At 40.9% G+C, this 25,776-nt stretch carries 26 protein-coding genes; 18 read left to right on the top strand and 8 right to left on the bottom strand.

Annotation, left to right across the window (positions count from 1 at the left end; all coding sequences use genetic code 11):
• The first annotated feature begins 8 nt into the window (after positions 1 to 8).
• From L4D78_RS22175 to L4D78_RS22165, 3 genes are all read left to right on the top strand, one after another.
• Positions 9 to 947, top strand: a complete 939-nt coding sequence (locus L4D78_RS22175) for an ROK family protein (RefSeq protein WP_428468938.1) — start codon at positions 9 to 11, stop codon at positions 945 to 947.
• A gap of 26 nt (positions 948 to 973) precedes the next feature.
• Complete coding sequence (locus L4D78_RS22170) at positions 974 to 1,303, top strand: PTS lactose/cellobiose transporter subunit IIA (protein WP_428468937.1); 330 nt, start codon at positions 974 to 976, stop codon at positions 1,301 to 1,303.
• A gap of 206 nt (positions 1,304 to 1,509) precedes the next feature.
• Positions 1,510 to 2,712 carry a carbohydrate porin gene (locus L4D78_RS22165; RefSeq protein WP_428468936.1) on the top strand — a complete coding sequence of 401 codons (1,203 nt, stop codon included), beginning with the start codon at positions 1,510 to 1,512 and terminating at the stop codon, positions 2,710 to 2,712.
• Positions 2,713 to 2,789: 77 nt separating this feature from the next.
• Here the strand turns inward: L4D78_RS22165 and L4D78_RS22160 are convergent, their stop codons facing one another.
• Both L4D78_RS22160 and L4D78_RS22155 read right to left on the bottom strand, forming a co-directional pair.
• A complete protein-coding gene (locus L4D78_RS22160; protein WP_428468935.1) occupies positions 2,790 to 3,014 on the bottom strand; it encodes a hypothetical protein in 225 nt (74 codons plus the stop codon).
• A gap of 181 nt (positions 3,015 to 3,195) precedes the next feature.
• The gene (locus L4D78_RS22155) at positions 3,196 to 4,200 is read right to left on the bottom strand and encodes a LacI family DNA-binding transcriptional regulator (protein WP_428459840.1); all 1,005 of its coding nucleotides are present in this window, start codon (positions 4,198 to 4,200) and stop codon (positions 3,196 to 3,198) included.
• Between the two features lie 406 nt (positions 4,201 to 4,606).
• Here L4D78_RS22155 and L4D78_RS22150 point away from each other — a divergent pair, with 406 nt between their 5' ends.
• The 4 genes from L4D78_RS22150 to L4D78_RS22135 all read left to right on the top strand — a co-directional run bounded on the left by L4D78_RS22150 (position 4,607) and on the right by L4D78_RS22135 (position 7,783).
• Complete coding sequence (locus L4D78_RS22150; protein WP_428459841.1) at positions 4,607 to 5,515, top strand: AraC family transcriptional regulator; 909 nt, start codon at positions 4,607 to 4,609, stop codon at positions 5,513 to 5,515.
• Between the two features lie 158 nt (positions 5,516 to 5,673).
• Entirely contained in the window at positions 5,674 to 6,246 is a 573-nt protein-coding gene (locus tag L4D78_RS22145; protein WP_428468934.1) for a porin family protein, read from the top strand.
• A gap of 416 nt (positions 6,247 to 6,662) precedes the next feature.
• The gene (locus tag L4D78_RS22140) at positions 6,663 to 7,172 is read left to right on the top strand and encodes an outer membrane beta-barrel protein (RefSeq protein WP_428459843.1); all 510 of its coding nucleotides are present in this window, start codon (positions 6,663 to 6,665) and stop codon (positions 7,170 to 7,172) included.
• Positions 7,173 to 7,312: 140 nt separating this feature from the next.
• Complete coding sequence (locus L4D78_RS22135) at positions 7,313 to 7,783, top strand: hypothetical protein (protein ID WP_428468933.1); 471 nt, start codon at positions 7,313 to 7,315, stop codon at positions 7,781 to 7,783.
• An 8-nt stretch (positions 7,784 to 7,791) separates the two neighbouring features.
• Here L4D78_RS22135 and L4D78_RS22130 read toward each other — a convergent pair whose 3' ends face one another.
• Positions 7,792 to 8,823: an AraC family transcriptional regulator gene (locus tag L4D78_RS22130; protein WP_428468932.1), complete on the bottom strand. Its 1,032-nt coding sequence runs from the start codon at positions 8,821 to 8,823 to the stop codon at positions 7,792 to 7,794.
• A 174-nt stretch (positions 8,824 to 8,997) separates the two neighbouring features.
• Here L4D78_RS22130 and L4D78_RS22125 point away from each other — a divergent pair, with 174 nt between their 5' ends.
• Together L4D78_RS22125 and L4D78_RS22120 are read left to right on the top strand one after the other, a co-directional pair.
• On the top strand, positions 8,998 to 9,396 hold the full coding sequence (locus tag L4D78_RS22125; protein WP_428468931.1) for an MFS transporter: 399 nt from the start codon (positions 8,998 to 9,000) through the stop codon (positions 9,394 to 9,396).
• The gene (locus L4D78_RS22120) at positions 9,389 to 10,612 is read left to right on the top strand and encodes an HlyD family secretion protein (protein WP_428468930.1); all 1,224 of its coding nucleotides are present in this window, start codon (positions 9,389 to 9,391) and stop codon (positions 10,610 to 10,612) included. The genes L4D78_RS22125 and L4D78_RS22120 overlap by 8 nt, the downstream gene beginning before the upstream one ends.
• A 206-nt stretch (positions 10,613 to 10,818) precedes the next feature.
• Here the strand turns inward: L4D78_RS22120 and L4D78_RS22115 are convergent, their stop codons facing one another.
• Complete coding sequence (locus L4D78_RS22115) at positions 10,819 to 11,247, bottom strand: hypothetical protein (protein WP_428468929.1); 429 nt, start codon at positions 11,245 to 11,247, stop codon at positions 10,819 to 10,821.
• A gap of 179 nt (positions 11,248 to 11,426) precedes the next feature.
• On the opposite strand from L4D78_RS22115, the gene L4D78_RS22110 reads away from it, so the two are divergent.
• Entirely contained in the window at positions 11,427 to 12,056 is a 630-nt protein-coding gene (locus tag L4D78_RS22110; RefSeq protein WP_428468928.1) for a hypothetical protein, read from the top strand.
• A 60-nt stretch (positions 12,057 to 12,116) separates the two neighbouring features.
• On the opposite strand, the gene L4D78_RS22105 is transcribed toward L4D78_RS22110, so the two are convergent.
• Positions 12,117 to 13,289, bottom strand: coding sequence for a cation:proton antiporter domain-containing protein (locus tag L4D78_RS22105; RefSeq protein ID WP_428468927.1), 1,173 nt, complete (start codon positions 13,287 to 13,289; stop codon positions 12,117 to 12,119).
• Between the two features lie 395 nt (positions 13,290 to 13,684).
• Between L4D78_RS22105 and L4D78_RS22100 the strand changes: the two genes are divergently transcribed.
• Genes L4D78_RS22100 through L4D78_RS22085 form a run of 4 tightly spaced genes read left to right on the top strand, consistent with a single transcriptional unit; the run spans position 13,685 to position 18,485 of the window.
• Positions 13,685 to 15,130 carry a TolC family protein gene (locus tag L4D78_RS22100; protein WP_428468926.1) on the top strand — a complete coding sequence of 482 codons (1,446 nt, stop codon included), beginning with the start codon at positions 13,685 to 13,687 and terminating at the stop codon, positions 15,128 to 15,130.
• Positions 15,127 to 16,101, top strand: a complete 975-nt coding sequence (locus tag L4D78_RS22095; RefSeq protein WP_428468925.1) for an HlyD family secretion protein — start codon at positions 15,127 to 15,129, stop codon at positions 16,099 to 16,101. Before L4D78_RS22100 ends, L4D78_RS22095 begins: the two co-directional genes overlap by 4 nt.
• A 6-nt stretch (positions 16,102 to 16,107) precedes the next feature.
• Positions 16,108 to 17,316 carry an ABC transporter permease gene (locus tag L4D78_RS22090; protein WP_428468924.1) on the top strand — a complete coding sequence of 403 codons (1,209 nt, stop codon included), beginning with the start codon at positions 16,108 to 16,110 and terminating at the stop codon, positions 17,314 to 17,316.
• Positions 17,316 to 18,485 carry an ABC transporter permease gene (locus L4D78_RS22085; protein WP_428468923.1) on the top strand — a complete coding sequence of 390 codons (1,170 nt, stop codon included), beginning with the start codon at positions 17,316 to 17,318 and terminating at the stop codon, positions 18,483 to 18,485. Before L4D78_RS22090 ends, L4D78_RS22085 begins: the two co-directional genes overlap by 1 nt.
• 88 nt (positions 18,486 to 18,573) lie before the next feature.
• Here the strand turns inward: L4D78_RS22085 and L4D78_RS22080 are convergent, their stop codons facing one another.
• From L4D78_RS22080 to L4D78_RS22070, 3 genes are all read right to left on the bottom strand, one after another.
• Positions 18,574 to 19,860 carry an MFS transporter gene (locus L4D78_RS22080; protein ID WP_428468922.1) on the bottom strand — a complete coding sequence of 429 codons (1,287 nt, stop codon included), beginning with the start codon at positions 19,858 to 19,860 and terminating at the stop codon, positions 18,574 to 18,576.
• 44 nt (positions 19,861 to 19,904) lie between these two features.
• Entirely contained in the window at positions 19,905 to 20,645 is a 741-nt protein-coding gene (locus L4D78_RS22075) for a glycerophosphoryl diester phosphodiesterase (protein WP_428468921.1), read from the bottom strand.
• Between the two features lie 422 nt (positions 20,646 to 21,067).
• On the bottom strand, positions 21,068 to 21,541 hold the full coding sequence (locus L4D78_RS22070) for a CreA family protein (protein ID WP_428468920.1): 474 nt from the start codon (positions 21,539 to 21,541) through the stop codon (positions 21,068 to 21,070).
• A 554-nt stretch (positions 21,542 to 22,095) separates the two neighbouring features.
• On the opposite strand from L4D78_RS22070, the gene L4D78_RS22065 reads away from it, so the two are divergent.
• From L4D78_RS22065 to L4D78_RS22050, 4 genes are all read left to right on the top strand, one after another.
• Complete coding sequence (locus tag L4D78_RS22065; RefSeq protein ID WP_428468919.1) at positions 22,096 to 22,620, top strand: toxin-activating lysine-acyltransferase; 525 nt, start codon at positions 22,096 to 22,098, stop codon at positions 22,618 to 22,620.
• Positions 22,610 to 23,995, top strand: a complete 1,386-nt coding sequence (locus tag L4D78_RS22060) for a protein adenylyltransferase SelO family protein (RefSeq protein ID WP_428468918.1) — start codon at positions 22,610 to 22,612, stop codon at positions 23,993 to 23,995. Before L4D78_RS22065 ends, L4D78_RS22060 begins: the two co-directional genes overlap by 11 nt.
• Positions 23,996 to 24,006: 11 nt before the next feature.
• On the top strand, positions 24,007 to 25,179 hold the full coding sequence (locus tag L4D78_RS22055) for a glycosyltransferase family 2 protein (protein WP_428468917.1): 1,173 nt from the start codon (positions 24,007 to 24,009) through the stop codon (positions 25,177 to 25,179).
• A gap of 63 nt (positions 25,180 to 25,242) precedes the next feature.
• The gene (locus L4D78_RS22050) at positions 25,243 to 25,545 is read left to right on the top strand and encodes a hypothetical protein (protein ID WP_428468916.1); all 303 of its coding nucleotides are present in this window, start codon (positions 25,243 to 25,245) and stop codon (positions 25,543 to 25,545) included.
• The last annotated feature ends 231 nt before the right edge of the window (positions 25,546 to 25,776 follow it).

Below are 25,776 nucleotides of genomic sequence, written 5' to 3'. Positions count from 1 at the left end.
CTGGGTTTATGATGATGAAACAAGAGCAATTGTATCTCGCTTACGATATTGGTGGCACCAACATTAAATATGGCGTGCTTAACCAAGACGGCAAAATTCTGCATAAAGACAAGGTTGAGACTGAGCTAAACGGTGAGGCTATTATTGATTGCCTTGTCGCGATTAAGGAAAAGTACAGCCGCCGTTATAAGTTTGAAGGTGCGGCCTTTTCATTGCCTGGTTTCGTTAATGTTGATACAGGCTATATGCAAACAGGCGGCGCGATAGATGACTTTTATGGTATTAACTTTAAAGACATCATGACAAGCAAACTCGCAATGCCTGTTGAGCTAGAGAATGACGTTAACTGTGTAGCTCTGGCTGAGAAATGGTTAGGAAATGCAATTGATTCAGAGAATTTTCTCTGTATCACTTTAGGATCAGGGGTTGGGGGCGCAATATACTTCAACAATCAACTGGTCAGAGGTCATAGGTATATGGCTGGTGAATTCGGCTATATGTTAACGCGTGATTTGTTTACCAACCAAGAGTTGCCCGCCACGATGAGCTTTACCGCTTCGGTTAAAGAAGGGTTAAGGCGTCAATATGTACTCCGTAAAGGGGGGCTCACCCTTGAAGAAGTGTCTGGACGAGATGTGTTCAGCTTTGCCAAAGCGGGCGATGCTATTGCGCAGGGGGTTCTTGAATCATTCTATGAGCATGTAGCAATCGGTTTATATAACCTGACTTTCATTTTAAACCCAGAGAAAATAATTATTGGTGGCGCGATAAGCGAACGCCGTGAAATATTAGAAAAGATAACAGATAAGTTTCAGAATATCATTAATCATGAACGAGCAATAAAAGATACATTGGTTTCAGATTATGTGACGATTGAATCAGCAAAGTTTAATAATGACTCTGGTCTTATTGGTGCTGTTTATCATTTTATTACGATGTCTAAATAAAGGCATTTAAAAGCATGGGAGAGAACATGAGTCTATTAACGGGTGAAGCGCTAGAAGGCACTGTTATGGAACTTATTATCAATGCTGGTGAGTCAAAGTCATCTGCGATGGATGCGTTACGTGCGGCAAAAGCTGGAGACTGGGCGAAGGTCGATGATTGCCTTGAGCGCTCTGCAGCTGCATCAAAGCGTGCTCATGATGTACAAACGCAGTTGATTGGCTTAGATGAAGGCGAAGGGAAAGTACCAGTGAACCTTATTATGGTTCATGCTCAAGATCATATAATGACAGCGATGCTAGCAAAAGATCTAATTGCTGAGCTAATTGATATCCATCGAGCATTACAAACTAAATAATCATGAAATTAATAAGGCCCGTTAGGGCCTTGTTTAAAATATATTAAGCCATCTTCTTTCTATATAGTTATTGAGTAGGTGTACCTATAAATTAAGAAAAAATAAATATAAATAGAACTTAATTTATTTCAATTGCAAATTAAAAGTCATACGACAAATGTCGTGTGAGAGCTTATTACATCTTTAATTTTCTTAGGGGTAAAATAATGAAACTATTACCATTAGCCGTAGTTATATCTACACTTTTGGCAAGCACGTCAATTTTTGCAGAAGAGGCTGATTCAAATAATGATTTAACTTTTACGGGCTATGCTCGTTATGGTCTGCATTATGCTGATAATGGCAACGATTATGTTAGGGCTGATGGGCAGATGTCTGACAGTGCTGCTGGCCGATTAGGTAACGAGGCAAATGGCGGCGAGTTCCAGTTTTCAAAAGGTTTTGATGGCAGCAATGGCACTAATTGGGATGTTGTGGTGATGCTGGAAAACTGGTGGAAAGACGACGGTGATTATGGCGATGTTTCGTTGAAAAAGTTCTATGCAGGTGCATCTAATGTGTTTGCCTCTCAACCAGACCTTTATATTTGGGCGGGTCGAGACTTCCATCAGCGTCCACAGCAAGGGATTAACGATTACTTCTGGATGTCTCACGATGGTCAGGGGGGTGGTTTCTATAACCTGAACCTTGGTGGCGTATATCTTGATGTGGGTGCTGTCGGTGCCGTCGGTAGTGAAGGTACAGGTGATAGCGGTAATTATGCGATTACCACTAAACTTCATGGCATTAGCCTAACGGAAGATCTTGGTTTAACACTTTATGCGAACTACGGTTTCTCTTCTGATAAAGTAGAAAGCAGAGAAGATTTAGATGAAAGAGAAGATGCAGATCTTACTGCTTATCAAGTAGCCGCAGTCTTAGATTATAATGGCCACAACTTCATGGTTCGTTATTCAGATAACTCCGATACGTCGGTATTTAATAAAACCGATGACCTAACTATTTTGTATGTCAGTGTTGATGGGGTATTTGATATTAATAACCAAGCTGCAGTTGAATATCTTGCTGGTTACCACAGTTATGATGGTGACGATAAAGCAATTAATCGCACAAACTATACTGCAATTGTTCGTCCAACCTATGCGTGGACAGATGTGCACTCTACTTGGTTAGAAGCGGGCTATTCATTAGTTGATTATGATGAGTCTGATGAAAACTCCGCATGGAAAGTAACTCTTTCGCAGAATATTAGTATTGGCAATAGTGCTTCAGATCGTCCTATGCTACGTTTCTATGCCACCGTTGGTGAAGCTGAAAACAAAGTAGACGCAGATACAGGCTCTCGTAAAACGGCTGATATTGACCGAGATACATTTGCAGTGGGTGCAATGTGGGAAGCTTGGTGGTAAGGCAACAGGCTAGTTTATACAGTAAAAAGAGCAGCCATAGCTGCTCTTTTTATTGGTTGAAACGAAAAGAAGCAAGACTAAAGATTGACACTTTTCCTTTGTGAGCAAATTAAACCATATCGTTTAGCATCGATACAGAGCCCTTTCTCGACTTTACTTTCATTAACGATACTGCATTGATGTGTCACTCGTTTTAATTCACAAGCTTGTTGCACATCTTTGAGTACTGGAGTTTGTGTTTTTGTCGCCATGGCAGGTAAAGCAATAAAAGCAGCCATAGAGATAGAAATAAACCACTTCATATGAGCCTCTTTGAGTATGTTTGCGGGTTAGCATTTTAATTCTAGACAGAACTCGGCTAGCTGCATATTTTATTTGCATAACTATGCAAAAAGCATGCAATTGGCGGCAGAGCAGTGAAGTGTGTAGTTGTAAAGGTAGGAAGCAGAGAGGCCATAGCCGACCTCTTGAGCTTAGGACGTGTTATTTTTTTGCGGTAGCTGAATGACGTAAAATGAGCTCACCTGTGAAGGTTTTTGAGCCATTAGTAACAGGTTCACCTTCTGCGAGTTGCTGCGCGATGTGCATTGCGTGCAGGGTCATGGTTTTTATCGGTAGTTCGACTGTCGTTAGCGAAGGCGTTACAAAGGCACTTTTCTCTTCATTATCGATGCCGACGATAGAGACTTGCTCCGGTACCTTTATACCAGCTTCTGATAGCGCCTTCATCGCACCGATTGCAATATCATCACTAGCAGCAAAAATAGCGCTAAATGAAACTTTGCTCTTAAGGAGTTCTTGGCATGCTTCATAACCACCATAGACAGTAAAGCCTGAAGTAACGAAGTGTCGACCCTGCGCAGTGAATTTGTGCTGTTCAAGTGTTTCTTCAAAAGCTTGGAGTCGAAGTTCAGTCGTTGGCGTTTTGGGCTCAGGGCCGATATAAATGATGTCTTCATGGCCAAGTTCTATTAAATGCTCAATAGCAATTTGTGCCGCGTGTTTGTGGTCAAAACCAATGGCATAGCCTGCTGATGTAGGCAAATCTCGGCCTACATTGACGATTGGGATTGAAATCGAGCGTTTAAGTTCAATGATGTCGTCGACAGACATTTTTCTCGTGTACAAAATGATTACGTCGCACTTACGATCGGCGAGGAATTGAATTGCCTCTTTCTCTCGTTTAGCACTATTGTGACCATCCGTCACAATGAGTTGCTTCCCTGTTTTTTCAGCTGTTTGAGAGGCTTGTTTTAACAAGCGGCCGAAGTAGTTACCATCAAAATCGGATAAAACCAGACCAATGCTATTAGATTTATTGGTAGCAAGGGCTTGAGCTAAGGAGTTAGGGCGAAAATTAAGTTCGTCCATAGCTTCAAAAATGGCCTTTTTGGTTTTGTCACTAACTTGACCTGTACCATTAATGGCTCTAGATACGGTCGCTTTCGACACTCCAACCATTTTACTAATGTCGTTTATTGTTGCCATGTATATTTCTCGTTATATGAATGCTGGCCGGTTGGTTTGTTATGAATTATTTTAGCCAGCAGAACTAATATTGCAGGCAATGTAACCGGTTTCCTTACAAAGACAATACCATAACCGATGTGCTGCTGAAACCGGTAAAAATAAAAGGTTCAACTGCTATTGAGCAAAGGCAATTGATAGTACTAAATTACTGTAGTTAAAATCGTATTAGCGAGACACGAAGGGCTGAAGATTCTAATAATGTGCTCTTGGTCATAGTTGGCCACATTACGCTGTAGAAGCGTAGTCGGGTCTTGCCTAATTTTATTCATTTATTGCCTAATTCTGTTTTTTAGCACGAAATGGTTTGATCTATCACTACTGCGACTTCGATAATGTGAAGCGACACCTTGAACGGAGATGCTTTATGAACCAATGTGCACTGAAGGCGAACGATTTATGTCATTACTTTGGCCTTTCAGCAGAGCCGGGCATTGTTGATACTGAATTATCAGGGGTACGGCTATTTAGAATTAATAAATACCATAAGCTGACACCCCAGATGTACCAACAAGGTGTAGTGGTTATTTTGCAGGGCAATAAGGTTGGCCACCTAAATGACTATCAGTTTGAATATGACACTGAAAATTGTCTGATAGTATCAACACCATATCCAATCGCTTGTGAGACTTTTGCTTCAGAGCAAGAGCCATTAATCGGGTTGGATATTGATTTTGATCTTACTGTGATTCAAGAGTTGGTTGATACGGTTGAGCAGTATGCTCAGAGCCAAGAAAGCCACAGTATTGTAAGTGATTTTGACAATGGACGTGGTGTGGCTGTAACCCCAATTACGCCAGCCATTCAAGAGTGCATCTGCCGCTTACTTAGCTGCTTAGATAGCCCATTAGACGCAAGAGTAATAGGGAAACAGCTCCTGCGTGAGTTTTATTATCAGTTGTTGAAAAGCGAGCAGGGCTACTTACTCGCGCAGTACAGTAAGCACGATACAACGTTAGCACGCGTATCTAAGGTCATTAATCACGTCCAGCTTAACTATGAGCAAAAACTGTCGATTGATGATTTAGCTGCAATGGCTGGAATGAGTGTGTCAGCTTTTCACCGAGCATTTAAGCAAGTTGTGACAGATCCACCGTTGCAATACATTAAAAAAATTCGATTAAATCGCGCCAAAACCATGATGGCGCAAGAAGGGATGCCGGCAAATGTTGCGGCAGTGAAAGTGGGCTATGAAAGCCCAACCCAATTTAGCCGTGAATTTAAGCGTTATTTTGGTTTGCCACCAAGCAAGGCTTCGCATATTGGAATCTCATGAGTTTGTGAAGTTTTTTCCTACTTCTATTAATAATTAATTACAATAAAACAGTGTTTTCTATTCTTAAGGTTGGGTTCAGGTTTATTCTGTACAGTGTGCATTATTGAAACGGCAAGCACTGAGTTGCCGCATATTACGAAGGAAGTAGGAAAATAATTATGAAAAAGTACGCAGTAGCTTCAACTCTTATTCTAGCCACTTTATCTGCAGCACCTGCACTTGCTAACAATGTTGATTGGTTTGTTGGTGGTGGTATTGGTTACCAGAACGATTCGGTAAAACAAGACATTGGTGGCTTTAAATCATCAAACAATGCAGAAGATGTGACTTATCAGTTACGTGCTGGTGCAATCATTAACGATCACCACCGTGTGACAGGTACTTATAGCTATTTCAGCGACGATATCAATGGTTTATTAGGTCAGCGTGAATTAACACAAAATATGTTCCTTGCATCTTATGATTACCTGATCCCTGTTCACCAAAACATTAATTTGTTTGCTGGTGTGACTGCAGGTTTTGCTGATAATGCGGTTAAAAATAAGGCAACAGGCTTTAAGGCTGACTCAACTGATTTTGTATGGGGTGGCCAGGTTGGTGCTCAGTACAACATCGATAATAATTGGTCGACAGATCTGACATACCGTGTGCTTGATCAGGACTATGACAAGCTAGCCAATAAAGTTGACTACACTCAACAAGTCGTTTGGTCACTTGATTACAAATTCTAATGACGTTTTAGCTAATGAATAACGAAGAGGGCTTTTTAGCCCTCTTTTTGTATTTGCCGATAAATAAAAATCGCCAACTGAACTAATTTTGTAAGTTTTATTTAAAACACTGAACGTATTTTTATCAAATGATTTAATGGGCTGGCTTTCGTCGTCTAAAAGTCTCAGTGTTTATTCATCAATATTGGGTATAAAGATGAATTATTTACCCAGTATTCAATGGGTTTAATGCCATACCCTAAAATCTTTACAATCCATATTCAGCGACCATTCAGACTATAAAACATTGTTTTTTATTTTAAGTTTCCATACAGGTTAAAGGTGTAACGTAAATAGCGAGCAAACAATCTAGATAAATATTTCTTTGGGTTACTGCTTTATAGAGTATGCGTAACCGAAAGTCTAAGGAGCTATAAATGAAAAAAATTACTGCGCTATCAACAATTGTACTAGCTGTTTTCGCTGCTTCTCCTGTTTTGGCTGCTGATGCTCAATGGTTTATTGGTGGTGGTATTGGTTATCAAGAAGATACCATTAAAGGGGAAGGTGCTCAAAACGGTGAAGATGCAACGTACCAATTACGTGGTGGTGCTATTTTGAATGACCATCACCGAGTGATGGGTACATATAGCTACATGGATAAGTCATCACAAAATATGTTCTTAGCTTCTTATGATTATTTACTTCCAGTGCATCAGAACGTTAACTTGTTTGCTGGTGTATCAACAGGTTTTGCTGATAGTAAAATTGATGGTAAAAGCTCAACAGATTTCGTTTGGGGTGGGCAAGTTGGTGCCATGTATGAAATCAATGACAGCTGGTCAACAGATCTAACATACCGTTATTTAGATCAAGACTACAGCGAGAATAATACAAAAATTGATTACTCTCAGCAGGTTGTGTGGTCGGTAGATTATCGTTTTTAATCCTGGCTAATAGCTGAAAGTTTTATTGTAAAGGGAGGCTATGCCTCCCTTTTTGATATGCGCATTAAACATTGTTATGTCAATGGTGGGTATTAGCTGCTATAAACTATTGTAATGGAATATATTTTTTGGGTGATAGGATGAAGCCAATATTAGCAATAGGGATGTTAATTGCAGGAGTTACGGCCTTTGGTGTTCAAGCTACACCAGATTTAGAAGGCGGTACTTGGCGTTGTCAGCGTACGGATACACCAAATGGTGTGCAGGAGTGGACGAGCTATACCTTTCATACTAACGGTACGATCTCTTCTCAAGAGTGGCTGAGAAACAAAGAAAATAATAAAGTTGTATTGGAATTTACCTTGTCTGTGAATTATAGCTATCACAATAACGGCGAGGAGTTCGTATTAAGGCCGATAGAACTGGCTCGAGATATAACGGTTGATTATTATAATATCGACCCGTTTAATTATGATTCTCGTCGCGATTTATTAGGATATCGAATTTTCTTCCAGCCACAGTTTGATGGCAATGATCGTGCTGAGTTTGATATGCGCCACCATATAACGCCAGAGCAACCTTTTTCTTTAAGCTGTACTCGCAAAGCGTAACGTTATCGCTAAGTACGGCTTCGCTCTAACAAATTCTCTTTATATTGCGTGGGCGTTTGTCCACGCTGACGTTTAAAAGCTTTGCTAAAGCTTTGAGCGTTGGAGTAGCCAAGCTGTGAGGCTATGGTTTTTATTGGTATGTCTTTTTGCATATATTTTATAGCCTGATTACAGAGTACGTAGCTTGATACCGAGGTAAAACTCCAGCCAAAGTCATGTAATCGGCGTTGAAACTGTTGCCTTGAAAGCTTAAAGCGCGCTGCAATAAAGTCTATATTGGGGTAACCGTAGAACCTTGCGTAGTTAATCATTTCATAGACAACTTTGGCCGTATCATGCGGTTGTGGCATATTTAAAAACTCATCCAGTTCGAGATTCGATAGCATCATAGGTCGGTTGTATTGAAAAGGTTCTGTATTACCGTGCTCTAGTATGGAAATGTCTAGCCAGACATTTGTCCTTGGCGCATTCCATTGAATATTACAACCAAAAAAGTCTTCAAACCTTCCGTTACCGCAGCGAGGCCCACTGATCTCAATGTTTTTAGGTGCATAGTTAGCTCCCATAAAATGCCTGAGAGTATTGGTAAACATTATCGCCATTCTCAGGCTGTCATGTAATCGCCCTCTTCCTTGTGAAAAGTGGTTGTCATAACTCCATTTGATTATCTTTCCTGAAAGCTCACCGTGAAACGATGCCCCTGACTGTAGGCAAGAAGTGCCGTAATTAATGCGGCGAAATGACAATGCCAGCTCGGGGGTAGAAAGAAGCCAATCGCCGAGTTTATCCATATTATTAAAGGATAAATCGGGGGCGAGTGTTGCCATATAGGCAGCATCGCCAACCATCTCTTCTATATCTTCAAGCCATTTATTTACATCAACAAACGGGATGAGTGTCATTTGTTCTGAGATCAGCTGGCTGGGTATGTTGAGGTGGTGGAGCTGTATTTGATAATGCTTTTCCAGTGATTTTGCGACAGGCTGCATAAACACAGAGCGAATGAATGATATATCAAAGAGAGATTGCGGCGTTGGCATTGGCAAATCTTTGCTGTTGTGATTACGAGATGGTCACATTGTATCATTTCCTTACCAAATGTGACCTAATCTAACCAAAAGAAAGATCTCTTATTATATACACTTCAAACTGGCATGCATAAAAACAACGTATTAAATCCGTGCAGATAACTGTGTGGAACCGGAGAATGTTTTATGAGTCTTGTCAGCATGCCTTTTGTTGATAGTGGCGTAGATACTGCTTTGCACGTAGTAGCTGCTGTTGTACTGCTGGGTTCAATTGCCGCCGTCGTTTACGGTTTTTGGCGAATTCATGAGTTACCAATCCAAAAAGCGCACACAAAAGATCACCATCAAATTGGATTAATCACCGCTTTAACATGGATAGGGTTTATCTGGCATTGGGTTTGGGTAGTTGCTGTCATTATTGCATTTGTCGATGGCGAAAAAGCACTGCGTCGGATCCGTGATATTTGGAAAGGAGAGAGTGATCCGCTCGCACCAGTACAAGATCTGGCTTCACCATCAGTAGCACAAACTAAAACGGTTAAGGCTACTGTCGAAACTGCTGCCGCGGAGGTTGAGAATGCTTGAGGGTCTAGCTGTTTGGGCATTATTCATATACCTGTTGCGCCTAGTGGGTATGCCTTGGAATAAGTACACCCAAAGTTTTGCCTACCTTGGTGGTGGCGGTTGGCTATTGTTTGTATGGGTTGGCTTGATCACCTTTGCACCGATGGATTTATCTGGCGGTTCAGTGGTGCAATCCCCACATGTGCAGCTGCGGCCGGGCTCAACAAAAATAAAGGGTAATGTTGATCAGATTTTTGTTCGTCCGAATGAACAAGTCACCAAAGGTCAGTTGGTATACACCATTGAAGATGAGCAATACCAAATTGCACTCAATAAAGCTCAAGCCAGCTTAGATGCAGCCGCAGTGACGTTGTCGATTGCTAAAGAAGAAGTACGGATTAGCGCCGAAAGCTACCAAGCGGCACTGAAAGATATTGAAATCTCTAAGCATCAATTAGTTGCTGCAGAAGAAGAGTTGAAATGGAAGCAAACCACACTCAAACGCTACGAAGAGCAAAACCGTGTGGTGAAGCATACCATTACAGAAACTAAAATGGATGAGCAGCGTACTGCGGTAGAAGTGGCGAAAGCACAACAAGTTGCTTTGAAGTCACAACTTGATAAATCGTTATTATCGTCAAACAAAGCAAAGCTTGCTTTAGAAAAAGCAGGGTTAACGGTTGAGAGTAAACGCGTTAATGTCGCGAGTGAAAGAGAGAATGTTGCTCAGGCACAATGGAATCTCGATAACACCAAAATCCATGCGCCATCAGACGGGTACTTAACCAACTATATTATGCGTGAAGGGCAATACATTGGTACGTTGCCACGAATTCAGATGTATACCAATGAAAAGTATGTACTGATGCGGGTAAACCATCAGGCTATTCGCAATGTAAAAGTTGGGCAACAAGCTGAATTCACCTCTGCTGTCTATCCGGGAAAAATCTTCAATGCTGAAGTTGAAGGTATTATTGAAGCAACAGGTGAGGCACAGGGAAGCCTATTGGCGCGTGATGACAGTATTCGCCAAACCACAGGACAGAATGTGATGAACAAACATCATTTCGTCCGACTTAAGCTTGTTGAAAACGATGGTTATGACATACCGGTGGGTTCGGTGGGGTTGGCATGGATAAGTGCTGAAAAGCCAATCAGCTTCCTCCAATTCTTGGATGTTATACGCGGGATTATTATTCGAATGAAATCACAAATTTACTATGTTTGGTCAATGTAATGCTTAAGACCTGTACATAAAGCACAAGACAGGGTAGCGAGATAACTACCCACTTACTGACTACGACTCTGCTGACCGTAGGCTTTGCTGCAATTTTCTGGTAGTACGGAGTTGCAGCTTTTTTTTATATATCTCCTCAACATTGAAACAACGAACGCTATAGCATTTTTATCTTCAAGATCAATTGAAGGATTAGATCTAGTGACTTAGCCAAACAACGCTATCACCGCAAGGGTAAATAATACAATATGTGGAAAAGCGATGGTTGGTCTGAGTGATTGCGAAATATATTCTTTTATTAATCCAAATTGGCTTGGTCGAGACTGATAATATTGGCTGTTGAACTGATATGGAGGCTCATACTTTTCATCAACGAGGTCATTTTTGATTGATTGTTCAAGGCCAAGCAGTCTTGGTTCTATTCTGGATTGAAAGGTTTTCCAAATTGCATCCTGCATCCACAAAATGAGTAAAATGGTGACAGTAAAGAAGGTGACATCGCTGAATAAATAAAACGAGCACAAGAGGGTAATACTCAGTAGCTTAATAAGCAGAGAATACTTTTCATACCCATCAAATTGACTTTGTAGTAGTAACCATTCGTTTTCTAATCCTTGTTTTTCGATTGTACTCATTTTATGTCCATTAAAAGAGTTATTGGTATGTGCTGATTTGCTCTATTTACTTTAGACAACAAAATTCTTATTTGCTTTTTTGTTTGCTTAAAGCATCGTTATACTGTGGTGGTTGTTTGTATGGAGTGTTTACTTTGTCATTGAAATTATCCTCATCAGTGTTAATCCAAAGAATCAAAATGGGTACTTTACTCATAATGATTTTGGGCTTTTCTTCGGTTTCGGCGAGAGAGGTTGCCTTGCGGCAAGATATCGCATTCGGTGATGATATTAAGTATGTCAGTACCATTGCTGAAGGGTTTGATTGCTCGGTGTTATATCATGACGATGATGCTGAAAACCTCGCGTATTGCTTCGATGATACCAGCTTATTTAACCTCAACACCGGCTTATATAGCGCACACTTTATTGATGGTAAAGTTAAGCGGGTCGAATATCGAGCCCCCTTATCGTTGGCAAATTACAATTCGATACTTGCTGGCTTGCGACGCCAGAATTATGTATTTGCCAAACTACATGTCGCTGATGAAAAACTTGATGTATTGGCTAGTCTGCAAGTATTAGGTAGACAAACAACTGATGATCAGATGTTTAAGCTTGCTAACCGCTATGATCTCACTGTTCATCGTGAATACCTTTTCTTGGATAACAGTAGTTTCCAGCAAGCAAGTCAGCTTGGGCTCGAGAATATTGATGCGTGGCTATTGAATGAGTCATCAGACAATAGCTTTGCAACGACGACTCTAGTCCGTCTGTACATTGATGGTAGTGAAATAGCGTTAGACGCTTATTTACCCTTTGCCGACTAACTCCCGGTCTTGGCTATTCTTAACTGGTGCTTGGACTATCTACATTCATGGTAAACAAACTCAGTCTTGCCGAAGTTTACTTACGGTAGATATAGGGGTTGGAAAGCGTTTCACGACCCAATAGGTTGAAACGATAAATGTGGTCATAGTGGCCACTTGGATAAACAATGCTGCATCGGGTGAGAGTAAATTAGCTTGCATCGCCGCATAGGCGACTAAGAATGAAAACTCACTGGCTTGACTCAGCCTTGCACTTAGTTCTCTATTCATCGAGTCTTTCTCTTTCGCTAAAGAGAGAGCCTTTGAAAACCCCCATGCTTTTACTGCGACGAGTATAACGCCAAAAACCCCGCCCCATAAAACATAGATATTGGCTTGGTCCAGTGTCATTCTTGCGCCGATAGCGAAAAAGAACAGAATAAGAAAAAACTCACGTAGGGGCTTTAGGTGTACTGAAATAGCCTGCGAGACTTGGCTAACTGCAATGGATATTCCCGCAATAAATGCCCCACTCTCATATGATAGCCCCACTTGGTGACTGAGTTCTGCCCAGAAAAAACACCAAGCTAATGTTGTGACGAAGCTGTATTCCTGAATGACATCAAAACGACGAAATAGCGGTAAGATCAGAAAGCGAACCCCCATAAATGCGAGCAAGCAAAGCATGGCAAATTTGCCAAGCATGAAAACAAATGACAATAGCATGATGTTCCCGTCACCCATGTTGAAAAAGATGATCACACTAATGGCGAGGATATCCTGCACCAGCAGAATGCTGGTGATGACTTCACCCATGCGCTTGTGATGCAACGTCGTGGTTGGAATGAGCTTTAAGCCAATTACCGTGCTGGAAAACATCATGGCAGCAGCCACAATAATGGCATCAATAACGGATAGTTGGATAGATACGCAGAACAGCAATGTGATTAAAAAGAAAAACGCACAAGTACCGAGAGTAATGATGGCACTTTCTTTAAATAGGCTGAGTAACTTTTTAGGTTGGAGGTTCAGCCCAATTAAGAAGAGTAGCAATATCACCCCAAGGTTGCCTATTTGCGTAATATTTTCGGCACTGGTAACAAGGTTTAGACCGTGTGGCCCTATAAGCATACCAGCTGCGATATAGGCGAGAATAATGGGCTGGCAGGCATATAAAAAGAGTGTGCCAAGAATCGCGGCACTGATAATAATTGCACATAATTCAAAGATCAGCGGCGCTAAATCAATCTGCATAAATGCGACGCCTATATTGCTGGAACAGGATTTAAGTTTGGTTCATTACAGCCTATTACGCCTAGGTGTCTGGTTTCTTATTGAGTTTATTATTATTACCCAAGGGTGATCTGTGTCACACTTATTATACAGGTTGCTATTCTGTATAATGGTGTGGTGATAATCTCATTTCTGTAATGGTTCTCGCAACAAGGATGTTGTCGATTAGGCTTATATTTAAGTTACCTCAAGATACTTTTGTGCCTTGAAGGAGCTTGGATTTTTATGCAGCGGGCTGAGCCCGCTCTTTTTTTATCTACATTAATTTAACTGAGCATTCAGTGTTTTGGTTGTATTTTAGAGTTTCCACTCTAAAATGTTGAGTATCTAGCCACCTTTGGGCTGAAAGGTACAAAATGAAACTAAAACCCATCGCTTTGCTAATATGTTGTGCATCTTTTGTTATGCCAGCGACAGCTGCGGTATCGCCAATTGATGGTGAGAATAAAACCAATACAGCAACGCCATATACTGCTCGTCAAAATGTCAGTTTTTTTGATGCGTGGCGCGCTGTAGTTGAAAATAATGACGGCTTGGCGGCAGAGCGGGCCAATGTCGATCGTACTCGCCATATGCAAGATGCAGCAAAAGATCTGTACCTTCCGAAAGTAACCGCCTCGGCAAAATATACCCGTCTTGATAAAGCCGTAGAAATCAAACCCTCAGACTTGTTTGATAGCATGGCGGTTAGCGATAAGCTTAATCTTAACCTCTCTTCGCTTGATCCACTTTTTACTTCCCAGCTGACTGAGCGCGATGTGTTCACCAGTTCCATTCGTGCTGTTTGGCCGATTTTTACCGGCGGCAGGATTAGTGCGGCCCAAGATATTGCGAAAGGGCAAACAGAAGAAGCTCAGTATCTGTTGGCAATGAAGCAGCAAGGAACATTTGAAGATCTCTCAAAGTTTTATTTTGGTGTTGCGTTAACACAGCAAGTGCTAGATGCACGTCTGGATGTTGAATTAGGCCTGAAAAAACATTTTGAACATGCAAAAAAGCTTGAGCAGCAAGGCCAGATAGCAAAGGTCGAAAAACTACAAGCAGAAGCCTCTTACGATAAAGCACGTGTTGAGCGACAAAAAGCCCAGCGAGATATGGAAATCGCGCAAGTTGCGTTAACCAAATTGTTGAAGCTTGATACACCAGCAATGCCTTCAACAGCACTGTTTATCAATCAATCGTTACCGCCTATGTCGGCTTTTATTGATAAGACCCTGATTGATTACCCAGGGTTACATATTCTTGATGCCAAGAAAAAGCAGGCCAGCGGGCTGATTGATGCAGAAAAGGGGAAATACTATCCAGAAGTGTATCTGTACGGGAATTATAACCTGCATGAAGACGACACATTGGCATCGAAAACCGCACCTGATTGGGCGGTTGGTGTCGGGGTAAATATTCCGTTATTAGATAATTCTGGTCGCTCGGGGAAAGTCAAAGCTGCCTATAGCGCAGTCACCCAAGTGAACTACTTACGTGCTCAAGCAGAGCAAGATTTAACGGTGTTGGTTGAAAAAACGTACCGCGAAGCAATGCAATCATTAGAAGAGTACAACGGCTTAGCTTCAAGTTTGCAGCTTGCCAAAGAAAATGTCCGCTTACGTGAAAAAGCATTCAGTCAGGGTTTATCAACATCGCTTGATGTTGTAGATGCCGAAATGTATTTAGCGGGGGTTAGAACCCAGCGTTCGGCCGCAGCTTATCAGTATGTCATTTCTCTTACCCGGTTACTGGCCGTGAGTGGTGAAATTAATAGTTTTAATCAATATCAGCAATATCAAGGTATAGAGGTTCAGTCATGAGTAAGTTTAAGTCTATTGCAATGCTTGTTCCGGTTGCGGCACTTGTTGGCTGGCTAGGGTTTACCTTCTGGCAAGCTTATCAGCCAGCCCCGATACGAATGCAAGGGCAGATTGAAGCACAGCAATACAGTATCTCTTCTAAAGTACCGGGACGGATTGAGCAGGTCTTGGTAAGAAAAGGCGATCAAGTTTCTCGCGGCGAATTGATCTTCACCCTGTTAAGTCCAGAAATTGACGCCAAGCTTGAACAGGCAAAAGCCGGACGAGAGGCTGCTGGGGCAATGGCGGCACAAGCTGAAAAAGGCGCTCGCAGCCAAGAGATAGCAGCAGCGAGTGATCAGTGGCAAAAAGCTAAAGCGGCTGCTGCTTTGATGGAAAAAACCTATCAACGGGTAGATAACCTCTATGAAGACGGTGTAATGGCTGAACAAAAGCGTGACGAAGCTTATACCCAATGGCAGGCTGCGCGATTTACTGAGCGAGCAGCTTATCAGATGTATGCAATGGCAAAAGAAGGGGCGCGAGACGAAACCAAGCGTGCAGCCGTTGAAAAAGCACGTATGGCAGCAGGAGCGGTTGCTGAAGTGGAAGCTTATGCCGCAGATACACAGGTTGAGAGTTGGTACGACGGTGAAGTGGCACAAGTTCTGCTCCATGCTGGTGAATTAGCCCCACAAGGTTTTCCGGTTGTGAGCGTGGTTGATATGAACGATGCATGGGCGGTATTCAATGTGCGTGAAGATAACCTAAAAAACTACAACAAAGGTGCAGAGTTTAAGGCGGTTATCCCAGCTTTAGGTAGTGAAAGCCATCAGTTCAAAGTAACGCATGTGGCTGTGATGGGTGATTTCGCAACGTGGCGCACGACCGATGCAACCCAAGGCTTTGACTTGCGAACGTTTGAGGTTGAGGCTCGTCCACTTAAACCGATCGAAGGTTTACGTGTTGGTATGAGTATCATTGTTGAGTAATCGTTTATGACAATAGCTCAAGAAACGGGTGAGGTGAGTGTGTTAGCACAACTTGCTAGAGAGTGCCGGATAATCAAAGGTGACCGATGGATTTTTGCAATGTCCTTTTGGCTGCCGTTACTATTATTTACGTTGCTATGGGGAATATTCTCCACCGGCATTGCACGGAATTTACCGATTGGAGTTGTCGATCTCGACCATAGTCAATTATCACGGCAATTAGTCCGCCATTATGATGCGAGTCCTGTCTTAGCGGTGTCAGATATATATACCTCTGTCGCCGAGGGGAGTGCAGCGTTGAGAGGGGGAGGTATTTATGCACTATTGGTTATCCCCCCAATGCTTGAACAAGAGACGTTAACAGGGCTATCACCAACGGTCACTACTTTTTATAACAGCCAGTTTATTCTAATTGCGAAGCTTGTGAATTCTGCAGTGATGCAGGCACAAGGTACCTTAAACGCCTCAATAGATACGCTGGAAAATATGGCAAGTGGTGACAGTGTGCCGGTCCAAGCCCTCGGGCAGGCAGTACCTTTACGGTCGCAAATTACACCGCTATATAACAGCAACAGTCATTATGGCCAGTTCATTGTTTCTGCGGCTATTCCTGCTATCTGGCAAATTGCGATTGTGATTACCACGATCATGGCCCTGTCGTTTGAAGCTCGTAACAGTGCTAATTCGCAGCAGGGTATTTGCCAGTGGCTGTCAGGTATGCCTGCGCGTAATTTAGCCCTTAAATTGTTGCCGTATACCTTGTTGTTTATGGTGCAGGGGGGAATATTCTTAACCGCCTTATATGGGGTACTATGTTGGCCGATGCACGGGCACTGGGGCATTTTACTTCTGGCACAATGCCTTATGGTATTGGCCTGCCAAGCGGTTGCATGTTTGTTCTACTTACTGACATTGGATGCGACAAAAGCGATGAGTATGGCGGCTGGTTTTACTGCGCCCGCTTTTGCGTTTGTTGGGGTTACTTTTCCGGCGAGTGATATGCCACTTTTGGCGCAGATCTGGCGGACGATATTACCAGTATCACATTACCTGGATATTCAAGTTCATCAGGTTAATCAGGGACAAACATTGGCGCTTGCGATGCCTCAGTTGCTGGCCTTGTTGGTTTTCTCTGTGTGCTTTGTCGTTGCAGTATGGCGAGCAGTACAGCTTGCACAAGGTGGTAGTGTGTGTAACCAGAATGGGAGTAAGTGATGAGTTGGCGTTCACTGTTCAAATTTGAACTTAGGGCTATTTTCACTAACCCTTCGATTTTATTTACCATATTTGGTGGGGTATTAATTTATTCTTTTTTATACCCACTGCCTTATTCAAACCAGTTGCCTCGAAACCAACTTATTGCAGTCGTTAATTTAGACCAAACACAATTAAGCCGTGAGCTGGAACGTATGGTTGATGCAACCCCGCAGGTGCAAATTGCAGCGCGAGCACATAGCTTGGGTGAGGCAAAGGCACTTGTGAATAATGGTCAGGTTGATGGCTTGCTGGTGATCCCGCAACATTTTAACCGTGACTTGTTGCTAGGAAAAAGTCCGACACTTGCTTACGCCGGAGATGCGGCATACTTCTTGGTATATGGCACCATTGCAGAAGGGTTAGCCACCGCCGGTGGTACATTAAGTGCTAAAGCTAAAGTGTCTCGCATGGTAATGTCAGGCGATAATCTCGTGTTGGCTTCACAGCACTACACTGCGATCAAAACGAGTGCCCAGCCAGTGTTCAACCCTACAATGGGGTATGTAAACTATGTTGTTCCGGCAGTCTTCGTTTTGATTTTACACCAAACCTTACTCATTGCCGTTGGGCTACTGGGGGGAGGGCAGAATGAACATTATCGTGAGGGAAAATCCGGTTACTGGTTACATTATCCAGCATGGCAGGTGCTGGTTGTTCGAGGTATCTCGTTTACCCTTATTTATCTGCCATTAGTGATGTATTACTTTGGTTTTAGTTTTCGCTATTACAACATTAATCGCTTAGCTGAAATATCCGATTTACTTGCGATGGTGTTACCGTTTTTATTCGCTGTTATCTTTCTAGGTATGATCCTCGGTCAGTGGGTTTCTCGCCGAGAGTTAGTAACGGTAATGGTACTGCTTAGTTCACTGCCAATCGTTTTTGCGACAGGCTTTATTTGGCCTATAGAGGCTATCCCTGCACCCATTACGGCCTTGGTTCAGTTAGTGCCCTCTACGCCTGCCATCAATGCTTTTTTACGATTAAATCAAATGGGAGCAAGCTTTGACCAAGTGATTGGTTACTGGGTTCAACTTTGGTTACAGGTCGTGATATATGGTGCGATTGCCGTGTGGCTAATGCTAAAGGTAAAGAGACGGGCAAGGCCTGCCGTGAAAGTACGCTAGTGTTACAGGGCGGGTTAAGGGAACAAAAAGGGTGTCGATGCGACACCCTTTTTTATTGATGTGATTTTATTGATGTAGTTTTATCTGATTAAGCGACTTGAGTGTTTTCCTGAGTGTTTTGGCGACGTTTCACCATCAGCAAAATACCCGCACATACCATGCCGGCAGCAGAAACGGTTAAGCCAATACCGAAGATCATTTGATATGCTTCAACTTTATCGAAAGTATCAATGATCCAACCGTTAAGCGCGTATGCCCAGAATACAGACGCGTAGGCAGCAAATGAACCAACACTCATGGCTGCGCCACTGCATTCTTTAGGAACGCCTGCTTCTGCTACCGGAGCTAAAATAATGCCTTTGGCTAAGAAAATAGAGAACGAGAATGCCATTAATAAGATCATGTTCATCATTAACATGCCTTCAGTTTTTGGCATCAGAATAGTACCGAGTAAACACAGAGCAGTTAAACCAAGCGCAAACATCATCATTTTAGTTGAAGATTTAAACACGAAATCCGAGATTGAACCTGCTACTAGCCCAGCAACAACACCCATAGCACCTGTATTGATAATACCGAACATCGCAGCTTGAGAAGTAGTTAGGCCAAATACCGCTTGTAAATAAGGCACGGTATAAATAAGAGTGATGTAAGTCCAATAGACTGTCATTGAAGTCAATGCAGCTAACCATACTGTTGGCATCTTCAATACATGGATCAGACCTTTAAGCGCAGCTTTATTCTTAGTTTCGCCTTCCTGTACATGCAGTGTATTTTCTGGCACATATTTCCAGATAAGGAAGATCATCGGAATAATCAGCAGGGTGTAGAAAACAATCGCACCTTTGAAGACTAGGATCGAGCCACCAACTAAAGCCATGATACCCACAATAGCGGCATTCATGCTCATTTCCATTGCACGACGAATAGATTCAAGTAAGCCAAATGCCATGCCTTTGTTGTTGTCCCCCGACATCAAGGTAACGCCATTCACAACAGCAGGCCAGAATATGGCATCGGTTATACCCCATATAGCGGCAATAATGGCTAATACGGTAAAGTCGGGCTGGAACACAATGATAAACATCATGCTGAGGAAGCGGACAATGAGGCTGTTCATTAGAATGGAACGAACAGAAAAGCGGTTATTCACCCAGCCAGCCGGAATATAGAAAAACATCGCAGAGCCAATAAGGGTAAATAATATCCCCATCTGCGTATTATCAATACTAAGTACATCGAGTAAAAGGTTATAAAATGTACCTTTAAAAGCTTCAAAGGCGGAATAAATTATTTGGCCTGACATAACAACAGATAAAAAACCGTAAAACCGTTTGTTGGAGTCAAAACCTATTTTTTGTATCACTTTATTCATAATATACTTTCTCTTATTATTGATTCTTGTAAGAGCGATTCACGTTATACGTTTTTATATTTAGATGGGAACTGGTGTGCAATATCGGTAAATACACCGTCGACGCCCCAGTTGAATAGCTGATTAGCACGCGCAAGATCATTTACAGTGTAAACGTTGATTTTTAGTCCGACGGCTTTGAATTGCTGTACTTTTTCTTTGGTTAAATTGGCATCTTCTGGGTGAATATATTCAGCTTGGCAAGCTTGAATAATCGAGTGCCAATCATCCCATAGGTTTGCATCTTCAAATAAGCACGCAATGGCGGTATCAGGGCGACGACGTTTGAATTCAGCTAGTGCTAGATGGTTAAAACTTGATATTATAAGCCCTCGCTCTTCATCAAGCTTCTGTAGCTCGGTAATGACATTATCAAGCAATTTCTCTGTCATATCCCAACCTGCGGTACATGATTTGATTTCAACGTTGAGGTTGAGCTTATGTTCATTAGCAAGAGTAACGAGTTGTTCTAAAGTAGGGATTCGTTCGTTAATGAAATCGTCATGGAACCAACTACCAGCATCAATACTTGGTAAATCGCTTTTGGTTAGGTCATATAAGCTACCACAGCGGTCAGTACAACGATCCAGTGTATCGTCGTGAGAGAGTACAACCGTTCCATCGGCCAAGATGTCGACATCACATTCAATCCATTGAATACCATATTGCTTGCACATGGAAAAAGCGGCTAGCGTATTCTCTGGTGCTAACGCTGACATACCACGGTGAGCAAATACTTTTTTCATTTCGTTACCTTTACTGTTTTCGAACGAGCTTTATTGTTTTCGAACGAGTTTTGTTGTGGTCGGGAATATACAGGTGGAAGTGCATTAATAATGTGACACAAATGCAATAAAAGGCAGGCAAAGTGTGATCTGTTCTGCATATAAGCGAAAAAGAGAAAATATCAAATAAACAATAATTTGTTGGGTAAGATCAGCAATAACCAATCGTGTGGTTTATTGTGCCAAATACAATGCTTAAGAGAGGTTGCTCAGTCTTGTTAGATTAAAGCCAAGAAAGGCATCTGCGGATACTTCTGAAGGATAGATGTAATTTTGTTCACTTTCGCGCATGTTAGGGGCGGTATTATCGGTATACTTTAAACCGATATACTCGCCCATATCATACCGAACCTTACAATTTAGGTAGTTTGGCTCTGTGGCAATTACTGAGAACTTTCAGTGGTTGGTTGAATATAAGCCTTAGTTCCCCATAACGGTACTGTAGACAGGCTATGCTTGAAACTTCCTTCGGTCTCTTTTGTTGTGTAAGACAAATAAAGTAGGGTCTGGTTATCTGCATCGTAGATACGTCTAACTTTCATTGTCTTAAAGAAAATGCTTTTTGATTTTTTAAAGACAACTTCGCCAGATTTACTTTTATCGATAGCCGCAAGCATTTCTGGTGTTATATCACCGGTTTGACGGCAAGAGATTGAACTATCACTCGGGTCTGCCAAACTTAAATTAGCTTCAACTGATGCGATGTGACAGGTTATCCCTGAAATTTTATCGTCATCCAAATTCGAAATCTTTATGTCCTTCATGGTAAACATGCCTAGTGACACATCACCAACTTCATTATCCGAGCAACCAAAAAGGGCAATTGAAAGCCCGAGAATACTAGCTAATTTTTTCATTCGTATATCCTTAAAAATTATTATAATTCAGTAGCATAAACTCTATCTAAGCCAGTGCATAAACAATCTTAGTATATCATTACTTCTATAAGCACAAACTCTTCTCGTGAGACGTTGTTAAAGTGGGTATAATGGAGGGTACATATTAATAGGCTATAATGGATTTTAGCCATTTAAAAACTTAATCTTAGTCACTGATAGATGAAACATGTTTGTACTGTTTGATCATCTATCAAAATAAACATACCTAATGTAACTCTTAAATTGAAACCACCTACCAATGGTTAACTATACTCAAGATTATTTAAACTTATAAAAATTATCGGATGTGGCTGTTCAGAGCGTAAGTTCATTATTTAGTTTCATAAAAAGACACAACGAAGCGAATTACCTGTGATCTCTACCGAAACATATCACCAAAAAATAACTTGATGCAGATTTATTTGAGATATAACTCGAATAGGTGTAGATAAGTTCTTAATAACAAAAAAAGTTAATGTACTTTAGATAAAGTTTAGTGATTGTTTATATTAGTAAGCTTACTGGAGGTATTAATGTCATGCGATGAAGCAACCCAAGCTTTACGAGTTAGTACTCTAAATGCATCATTTATTGGTAGGGGGCAAAAGGGGAAATATAAAGAAGAAGTACTTCAAGAACTTGGCCAATTTTTAGAAATAATAGCTAAAGACAAAGATAGACGAGACATAAACATTAGCTCCTTTTTACATTGGGTAAAACCAGCAATTCTTCACGATCAATATTGGTTGATAAAAAACGATGGCGATCTTGAACCTTCGGGGTATGTCCTTTGGGCCTGGGTAAGCAGAAGGACACTAAACGAATACTTTACCCAAGAGCGTTTTGCTCTTCATCCTATGTGTTGGAATGAGGGTGAACATCTTATCGTTGTTGATTTCATCATTGCTGATAAATTTTCATCTCGAACTGTTATACGTGACTTATATCGTAAGGTTCGAAATAAAACTGGTATTTCATATAAGTCGATCAATATTAGCATTCGAGATAAGACAGGTTCGGTAGTTAAGCATAATAGGGAAAATGCTTATGGACATTAACTTCATAAAAAAAAGATTTGAAAAAAACATTGATAAATTAGATATTTTTGACCAAAAATTGCCAACAATATCTTTTGCTTTATTTAAGGCTAAAAGGTTAAAAAATACTGAACTGGTATGGGTAAATACTGATCTACTCAAAGTGTATGGTTATAATGGTACAATCGAAGAAATAGAAAATTTTTTGTTAGAACAGTACTCGTATGTTTCTGACGGTTATACGAACAAAAGTCGAGTTCTGGATAACGAGCGTAAGGCCTTTTGGGCTGATCGTTATGGTTCAAGACATGAAGTATGCAATGGTGGAAGTGCTCGTTGCGGGTTTGATGGGTATTTTCAAGTTAAAGGTATTGGCTTAACTCCACTTTTAGCTCAAAACATGAGTGAATCACATTCTCATGGGAAATTATTTTTAGACGAAGCTATTGCAGAAGCTATTTGGGGAGAGCTGTGCCATAAGCACCTGCCATTAGGATCAATTAGAACGTTAGCCATTATTAAAACTAATGTACACCAAGAATTCTTGTATTTAGATGATAAACCGAAAAAACCTTGCGCTTTGGCAATCAGAGAGTTCGCTATTCGCCCTGCACATTTTGAAAGAGCTGCTTTTTTCTGGCCTTCTGATGAAAATATGTTTCTCAGATGCGATGATGCAAATAGAGTGCGAGAGTCCATTAAATATTTACCGATATCTTTAGGTCTTAGTGATACAAAACTTTCTTCTAAGCAAGAACTATTCAATTGTCTAAAGGTTCTTGTCTGTCGAATAGCTAAACAAGTCGCTTATTCTAGGGTTAAGGGGATCCCACATGGTTCTTTAACAAGCTCTAATATTGGCATTGATGGTCGATTTTTAGATTTTGGAACAATTACTGCTGTGCCTGATTTTGGTAATTATGTACTTGCTGATGGCGTAGGGGCTGTTTGGGATGATCATTTACTCATTACTGACTGGTTGAAAAATTTATTAATAACATTGAATAAATACTCAATGTTCAATGAGGATTTTTCTGAACATAACGTACAAAATCTTATCGAATTGTTCCTATTGGATCTTGGTCACTACGAGAATTACGCAATACTAGAAGAGTTGGATGTGAAAGATAAGAATAGTAACAACTTGCATTTGGCACAAAAAATAAAAAACTCTTTAGTGTCATCTAATCGAATGCACTTGGGAGAATTTCGTTCAGATGCCTTTAAATATAAAATTATTGAACTTGCGAAGCAAGAAAATTTAATTGTAGGTGATTTTAACTTTGAACTGAGAAATTTTAAATATTCGTCATTTAGCATTTTGAACGACGATAACCTGATCAAATGTAGATACTCGAGAGACTCAATAAATAATTTAATTAGTCAATATTGTTAAGGGTGGTTTGTATGTTTGATTTAATAGAGTTTTTATTAATAGCTACATCAGCGATCACTTTGTTGACTACCATTATATTGTTTTCATCTTATAAACTAAAGGCGGAAAGTGCGAATTCTATATCAACCCCTTCAGTTTCTGTGTTTGTACCATATTACAATGAAGATCCTAATTTAATATTAAGTGTTTTATCATTTTTAGAAGTTCAGAAGTATCCACATAAACTAGAGGTTCTATTAATTGATGATGGTTCAACAAATGGAACGACCAAAGAGGTAGAACAATGGTTGACGATAGAAAGAAACCAAAATTATAAACTAATTAATAAGCCTATTAATAATGGTAGAAAGGGTTTTGCTTTAGACTATGTTATTAATTTAGATATTCCTACTGGTGAAGTTTATGTTGTTGTGGATAGTGATACTTTTATTGAAGAAAATGGAATTCAAGAATTAGTTCAAAAATTATGGTCTGACGACCGCTATGCAGCGGTATGCGGATATATAACGCCAAATAATTATCAAGATAGTTTTATCGGTTTACTTCAACATTATGAACATATTAGCTTTTATGGTGCAATAAGAGCAGCGCAGGATAGGTTGGGGTGCGTGCCTGTTTTAGCAGGAGCTTTTGTAGCTCATCGCGCATCAGTTGTAAAAGAGTTAGGTGGTTGGAGTGAATGGCTAGTTGAGGATATTGCTTGGTGTTGGAAAGCTATATCGAACCGATATAAAACAGGTTATGCACCAAGAGCTAAAGCAACCACTCAATGTCCTATGGATGCAAAGAGCTTATTTAAGCAAAGACGAAGATGGGCGAGAGGGCGTGTCGAAGCTTACGTTGTCGCTTGGAAAACACATTGGGTGGCTGGTTTATGCTCTACTCCGTGGTTCATTATTACAGCAATACAATACATTTTTCCATCTAGTTTGATTTTATTATTTTTTATGATCGTGTTTAACATCTGGATTCCTATTTTGTTAGGTGTGATAAACATGATTTTCTATTTGATATTAGCTCGTTCATATATATCAGATTATGAGCTAAAAACAGAACTTAGTACGATCCAGATGTTGAAAGTGCCGATATTTTCTATGACGTTAGAAACTATAACTTGGCTACCAAATTTAATTGGTTATATAGATGAGTTGTCAGGTAAAAAGAAAATATGGCTAACTCGATAAATAATCAGCTAATCACACATGAGCGCAGTACTCTTTTACTGTATCAATTAAAAGGAAGTTATTATGTATAACCTTAATGCAGATGAAATAATGATAGTCGATGGCGGCGGTGATGGTGCATATTCTGGTCAAGGTGGTGGCGGTATGTCATCTGGATATGGTTATGGTGGCCAGTCAAATGGTAATAGCTCAGGTAATTTAGGAAATTCTGCTGCCGCAGGTCAAGGATTAGGTTCAGGAGCATGTTCGAATGGTGTAGCTGGCGGCATGGTGGCTGGTGCTTCAGGAGGCATTGGCGGTGTAGCTGGCGGTGCTTTGGGTGGTGCAATTGCAGGAGGTTGCTTTGGTGGTGCGTCTGGACTCTAGAGGACGAAACATATCTAGCCTCTTTAGCATCATGTCGACTATTATTTTAATGTACTACTTGTCACCTTTATATACTGTTAAGGGGGTTTCTGTCGATATAAAAGTGGTAGCTCTATTATTAACAGCATATGGAGCTTCATTGTTAATGTATAACTTGGCTAATTTCATATGTAGGTTTTTTATGAGGTGAATTACTAAGCACTTCTGGTTTTAGAAGTGCTTATTTATATG

It is taken from the genome of Photobacterium minamisatsumaniensis (assembly GCF_050336695.1).
Classification (GTDB): Bacteria; Pseudomonadota; Gammaproteobacteria; order Enterobacterales; family Vibrionaceae; genus Photobacterium; species Photobacterium minamisatsumaniensis.
This window is presented reverse-complemented; position numbering and strand designations above follow the sequence as displayed.

Excerpts from the sequence above, each read along its gene's own strand:
- L4D78_RS22120 (WP_428468930.1), top strand. The coding sequence starts at position 9,389 with ATGCTTGAGGGTCTAGCTGTTTGGGCATTATTCATATACCTGTTGCGC.
- L4D78_RS22125 (WP_428468931.1), top strand. The coding sequence starts at position 8,998 with ATGAGTCTTGTCAGCATGCCTTTTGTTGATAGTGGCGTAGATACTGCT.
- L4D78_RS22105 (WP_428468927.1), bottom strand. The coding sequence starts at position 13,289 with ATGCAGATTGATTTAGCGCCGCTGATCTTTGAATTATGTGCAATTATT.
- L4D78_RS22175 (WP_428468938.1), top strand. The coding sequence starts at position 9 with ATGATGATGAAACAAGAGCAATTGTATCTCGCTTACGATATTGGTGGC.
- L4D78_RS22115 (WP_428468929.1), bottom strand. The coding sequence starts at position 11,247 with ATGAGTACAATCGAAAAACAAGGATTAGAAAACGAATGGTTACTACTA.
- L4D78_RS22070 (WP_428468920.1), bottom strand. The coding sequence starts at position 21,541 with ATGAAAAAATTAGCTAGTATTCTCGGGCTTTCAATTGCCCTTTTTGGT.
- L4D78_RS22140 (WP_428459843.1), top strand. The coding sequence starts at position 6,663 with ATGAAAAAAATTACTGCGCTATCAACAATTGTACTAGCTGTTTTCGCT.
- L4D78_RS22160 (WP_428468935.1), bottom strand. The coding sequence starts at position 3,014 with ATGAAGTGGTTTATTTCTATCTCTATGGCTGCTTTTATTGCTTTACCT.
- L4D78_RS22145 (WP_428468934.1), top strand. The coding sequence starts at position 5,674 with ATGAAAAAGTACGCAGTAGCTTCAACTCTTATTCTAGCCACTTTATCT.
- L4D78_RS22095 (WP_428468925.1), top strand. The coding sequence starts at position 15,127 with ATGAGTAAGTTTAAGTCTATTGCAATGCTTGTTCCGGTTGCGGCACTT.
- L4D78_RS22155 (WP_428459840.1), bottom strand. The coding sequence starts at position 4,200 with ATGGCAACAATAAACGACATTAGTAAAATGGTTGGAGTGTCGAAAGCG.
- L4D78_RS22100 (WP_428468926.1), top strand. The coding sequence starts at position 13,685 with ATGAAACTAAAACCCATCGCTTTGCTAATATGTTGTGCATCTTTTGTT.
- L4D78_RS22135 (WP_428468933.1), top strand. The coding sequence starts at position 7,313 with ATGAAGCCAATATTAGCAATAGGGATGTTAATTGCAGGAGTTACGGCC.
- L4D78_RS22085 (WP_428468923.1), top strand. The coding sequence starts at position 17,316 with ATGAGTTGGCGTTCACTGTTCAAATTTGAACTTAGGGCTATTTTCACT.
- L4D78_RS22170 (WP_428468937.1), top strand. The coding sequence starts at position 974 with ATGAGTCTATTAACGGGTGAAGCGCTAGAAGGCACTGTTATGGAACTT.
- L4D78_RS22060 (WP_428468918.1), top strand. The coding sequence starts at position 22,610 with ATGGACATTAACTTCATAAAAAAAAGATTTGAAAAAAACATTGATAAA.
- L4D78_RS22065 (WP_428468919.1), top strand. The coding sequence starts at position 22,096 with ATGTCATGCGATGAAGCAACCCAAGCTTTACGAGTTAGTACTCTAAAT.
- L4D78_RS22130 (WP_428468932.1), bottom strand. The coding sequence starts at position 8,823 with ATGCCAACGCCGCAATCTCTCTTTGATATATCATTCATTCGCTCTGTG.
- L4D78_RS22080 (WP_428468922.1), bottom strand. The coding sequence starts at position 19,860 with ATGAATAAAGTGATACAAAAAATAGGTTTTGACTCCAACAAACGGTTT.
- L4D78_RS22055 (WP_428468917.1), top strand. The coding sequence starts at position 24,007 with ATGTTTGATTTAATAGAGTTTTTATTAATAGCTACATCAGCGATCACT.
- L4D78_RS22090 (WP_428468924.1), top strand. The coding sequence starts at position 16,108 with ATGACAATAGCTCAAGAAACGGGTGAGGTGAGTGTGTTAGCACAACTT.
- L4D78_RS22050 (WP_428468916.1), top strand. The coding sequence starts at position 25,243 with ATGTATAACCTTAATGCAGATGAAATAATGATAGTCGATGGCGGCGGT.
- L4D78_RS22165 (WP_428468936.1), top strand. The coding sequence starts at position 1,510 with ATGAAACTATTACCATTAGCCGTAGTTATATCTACACTTTTGGCAAGC.
- L4D78_RS22110 (WP_428468928.1), top strand. The coding sequence starts at position 11,427 with ATGGGTACTTTACTCATAATGATTTTGGGCTTTTCTTCGGTTTCGGCG.
- L4D78_RS22150 (WP_428459841.1), top strand. The coding sequence starts at position 4,607 with ATGAACCAATGTGCACTGAAGGCGAACGATTTATGTCATTACTTTGGC.
- L4D78_RS22075 (WP_428468921.1), bottom strand. The coding sequence starts at position 20,645 with ATGAAAAAAGTATTTGCTCACCGTGGTATGTCAGCGTTAGCACCAGAG.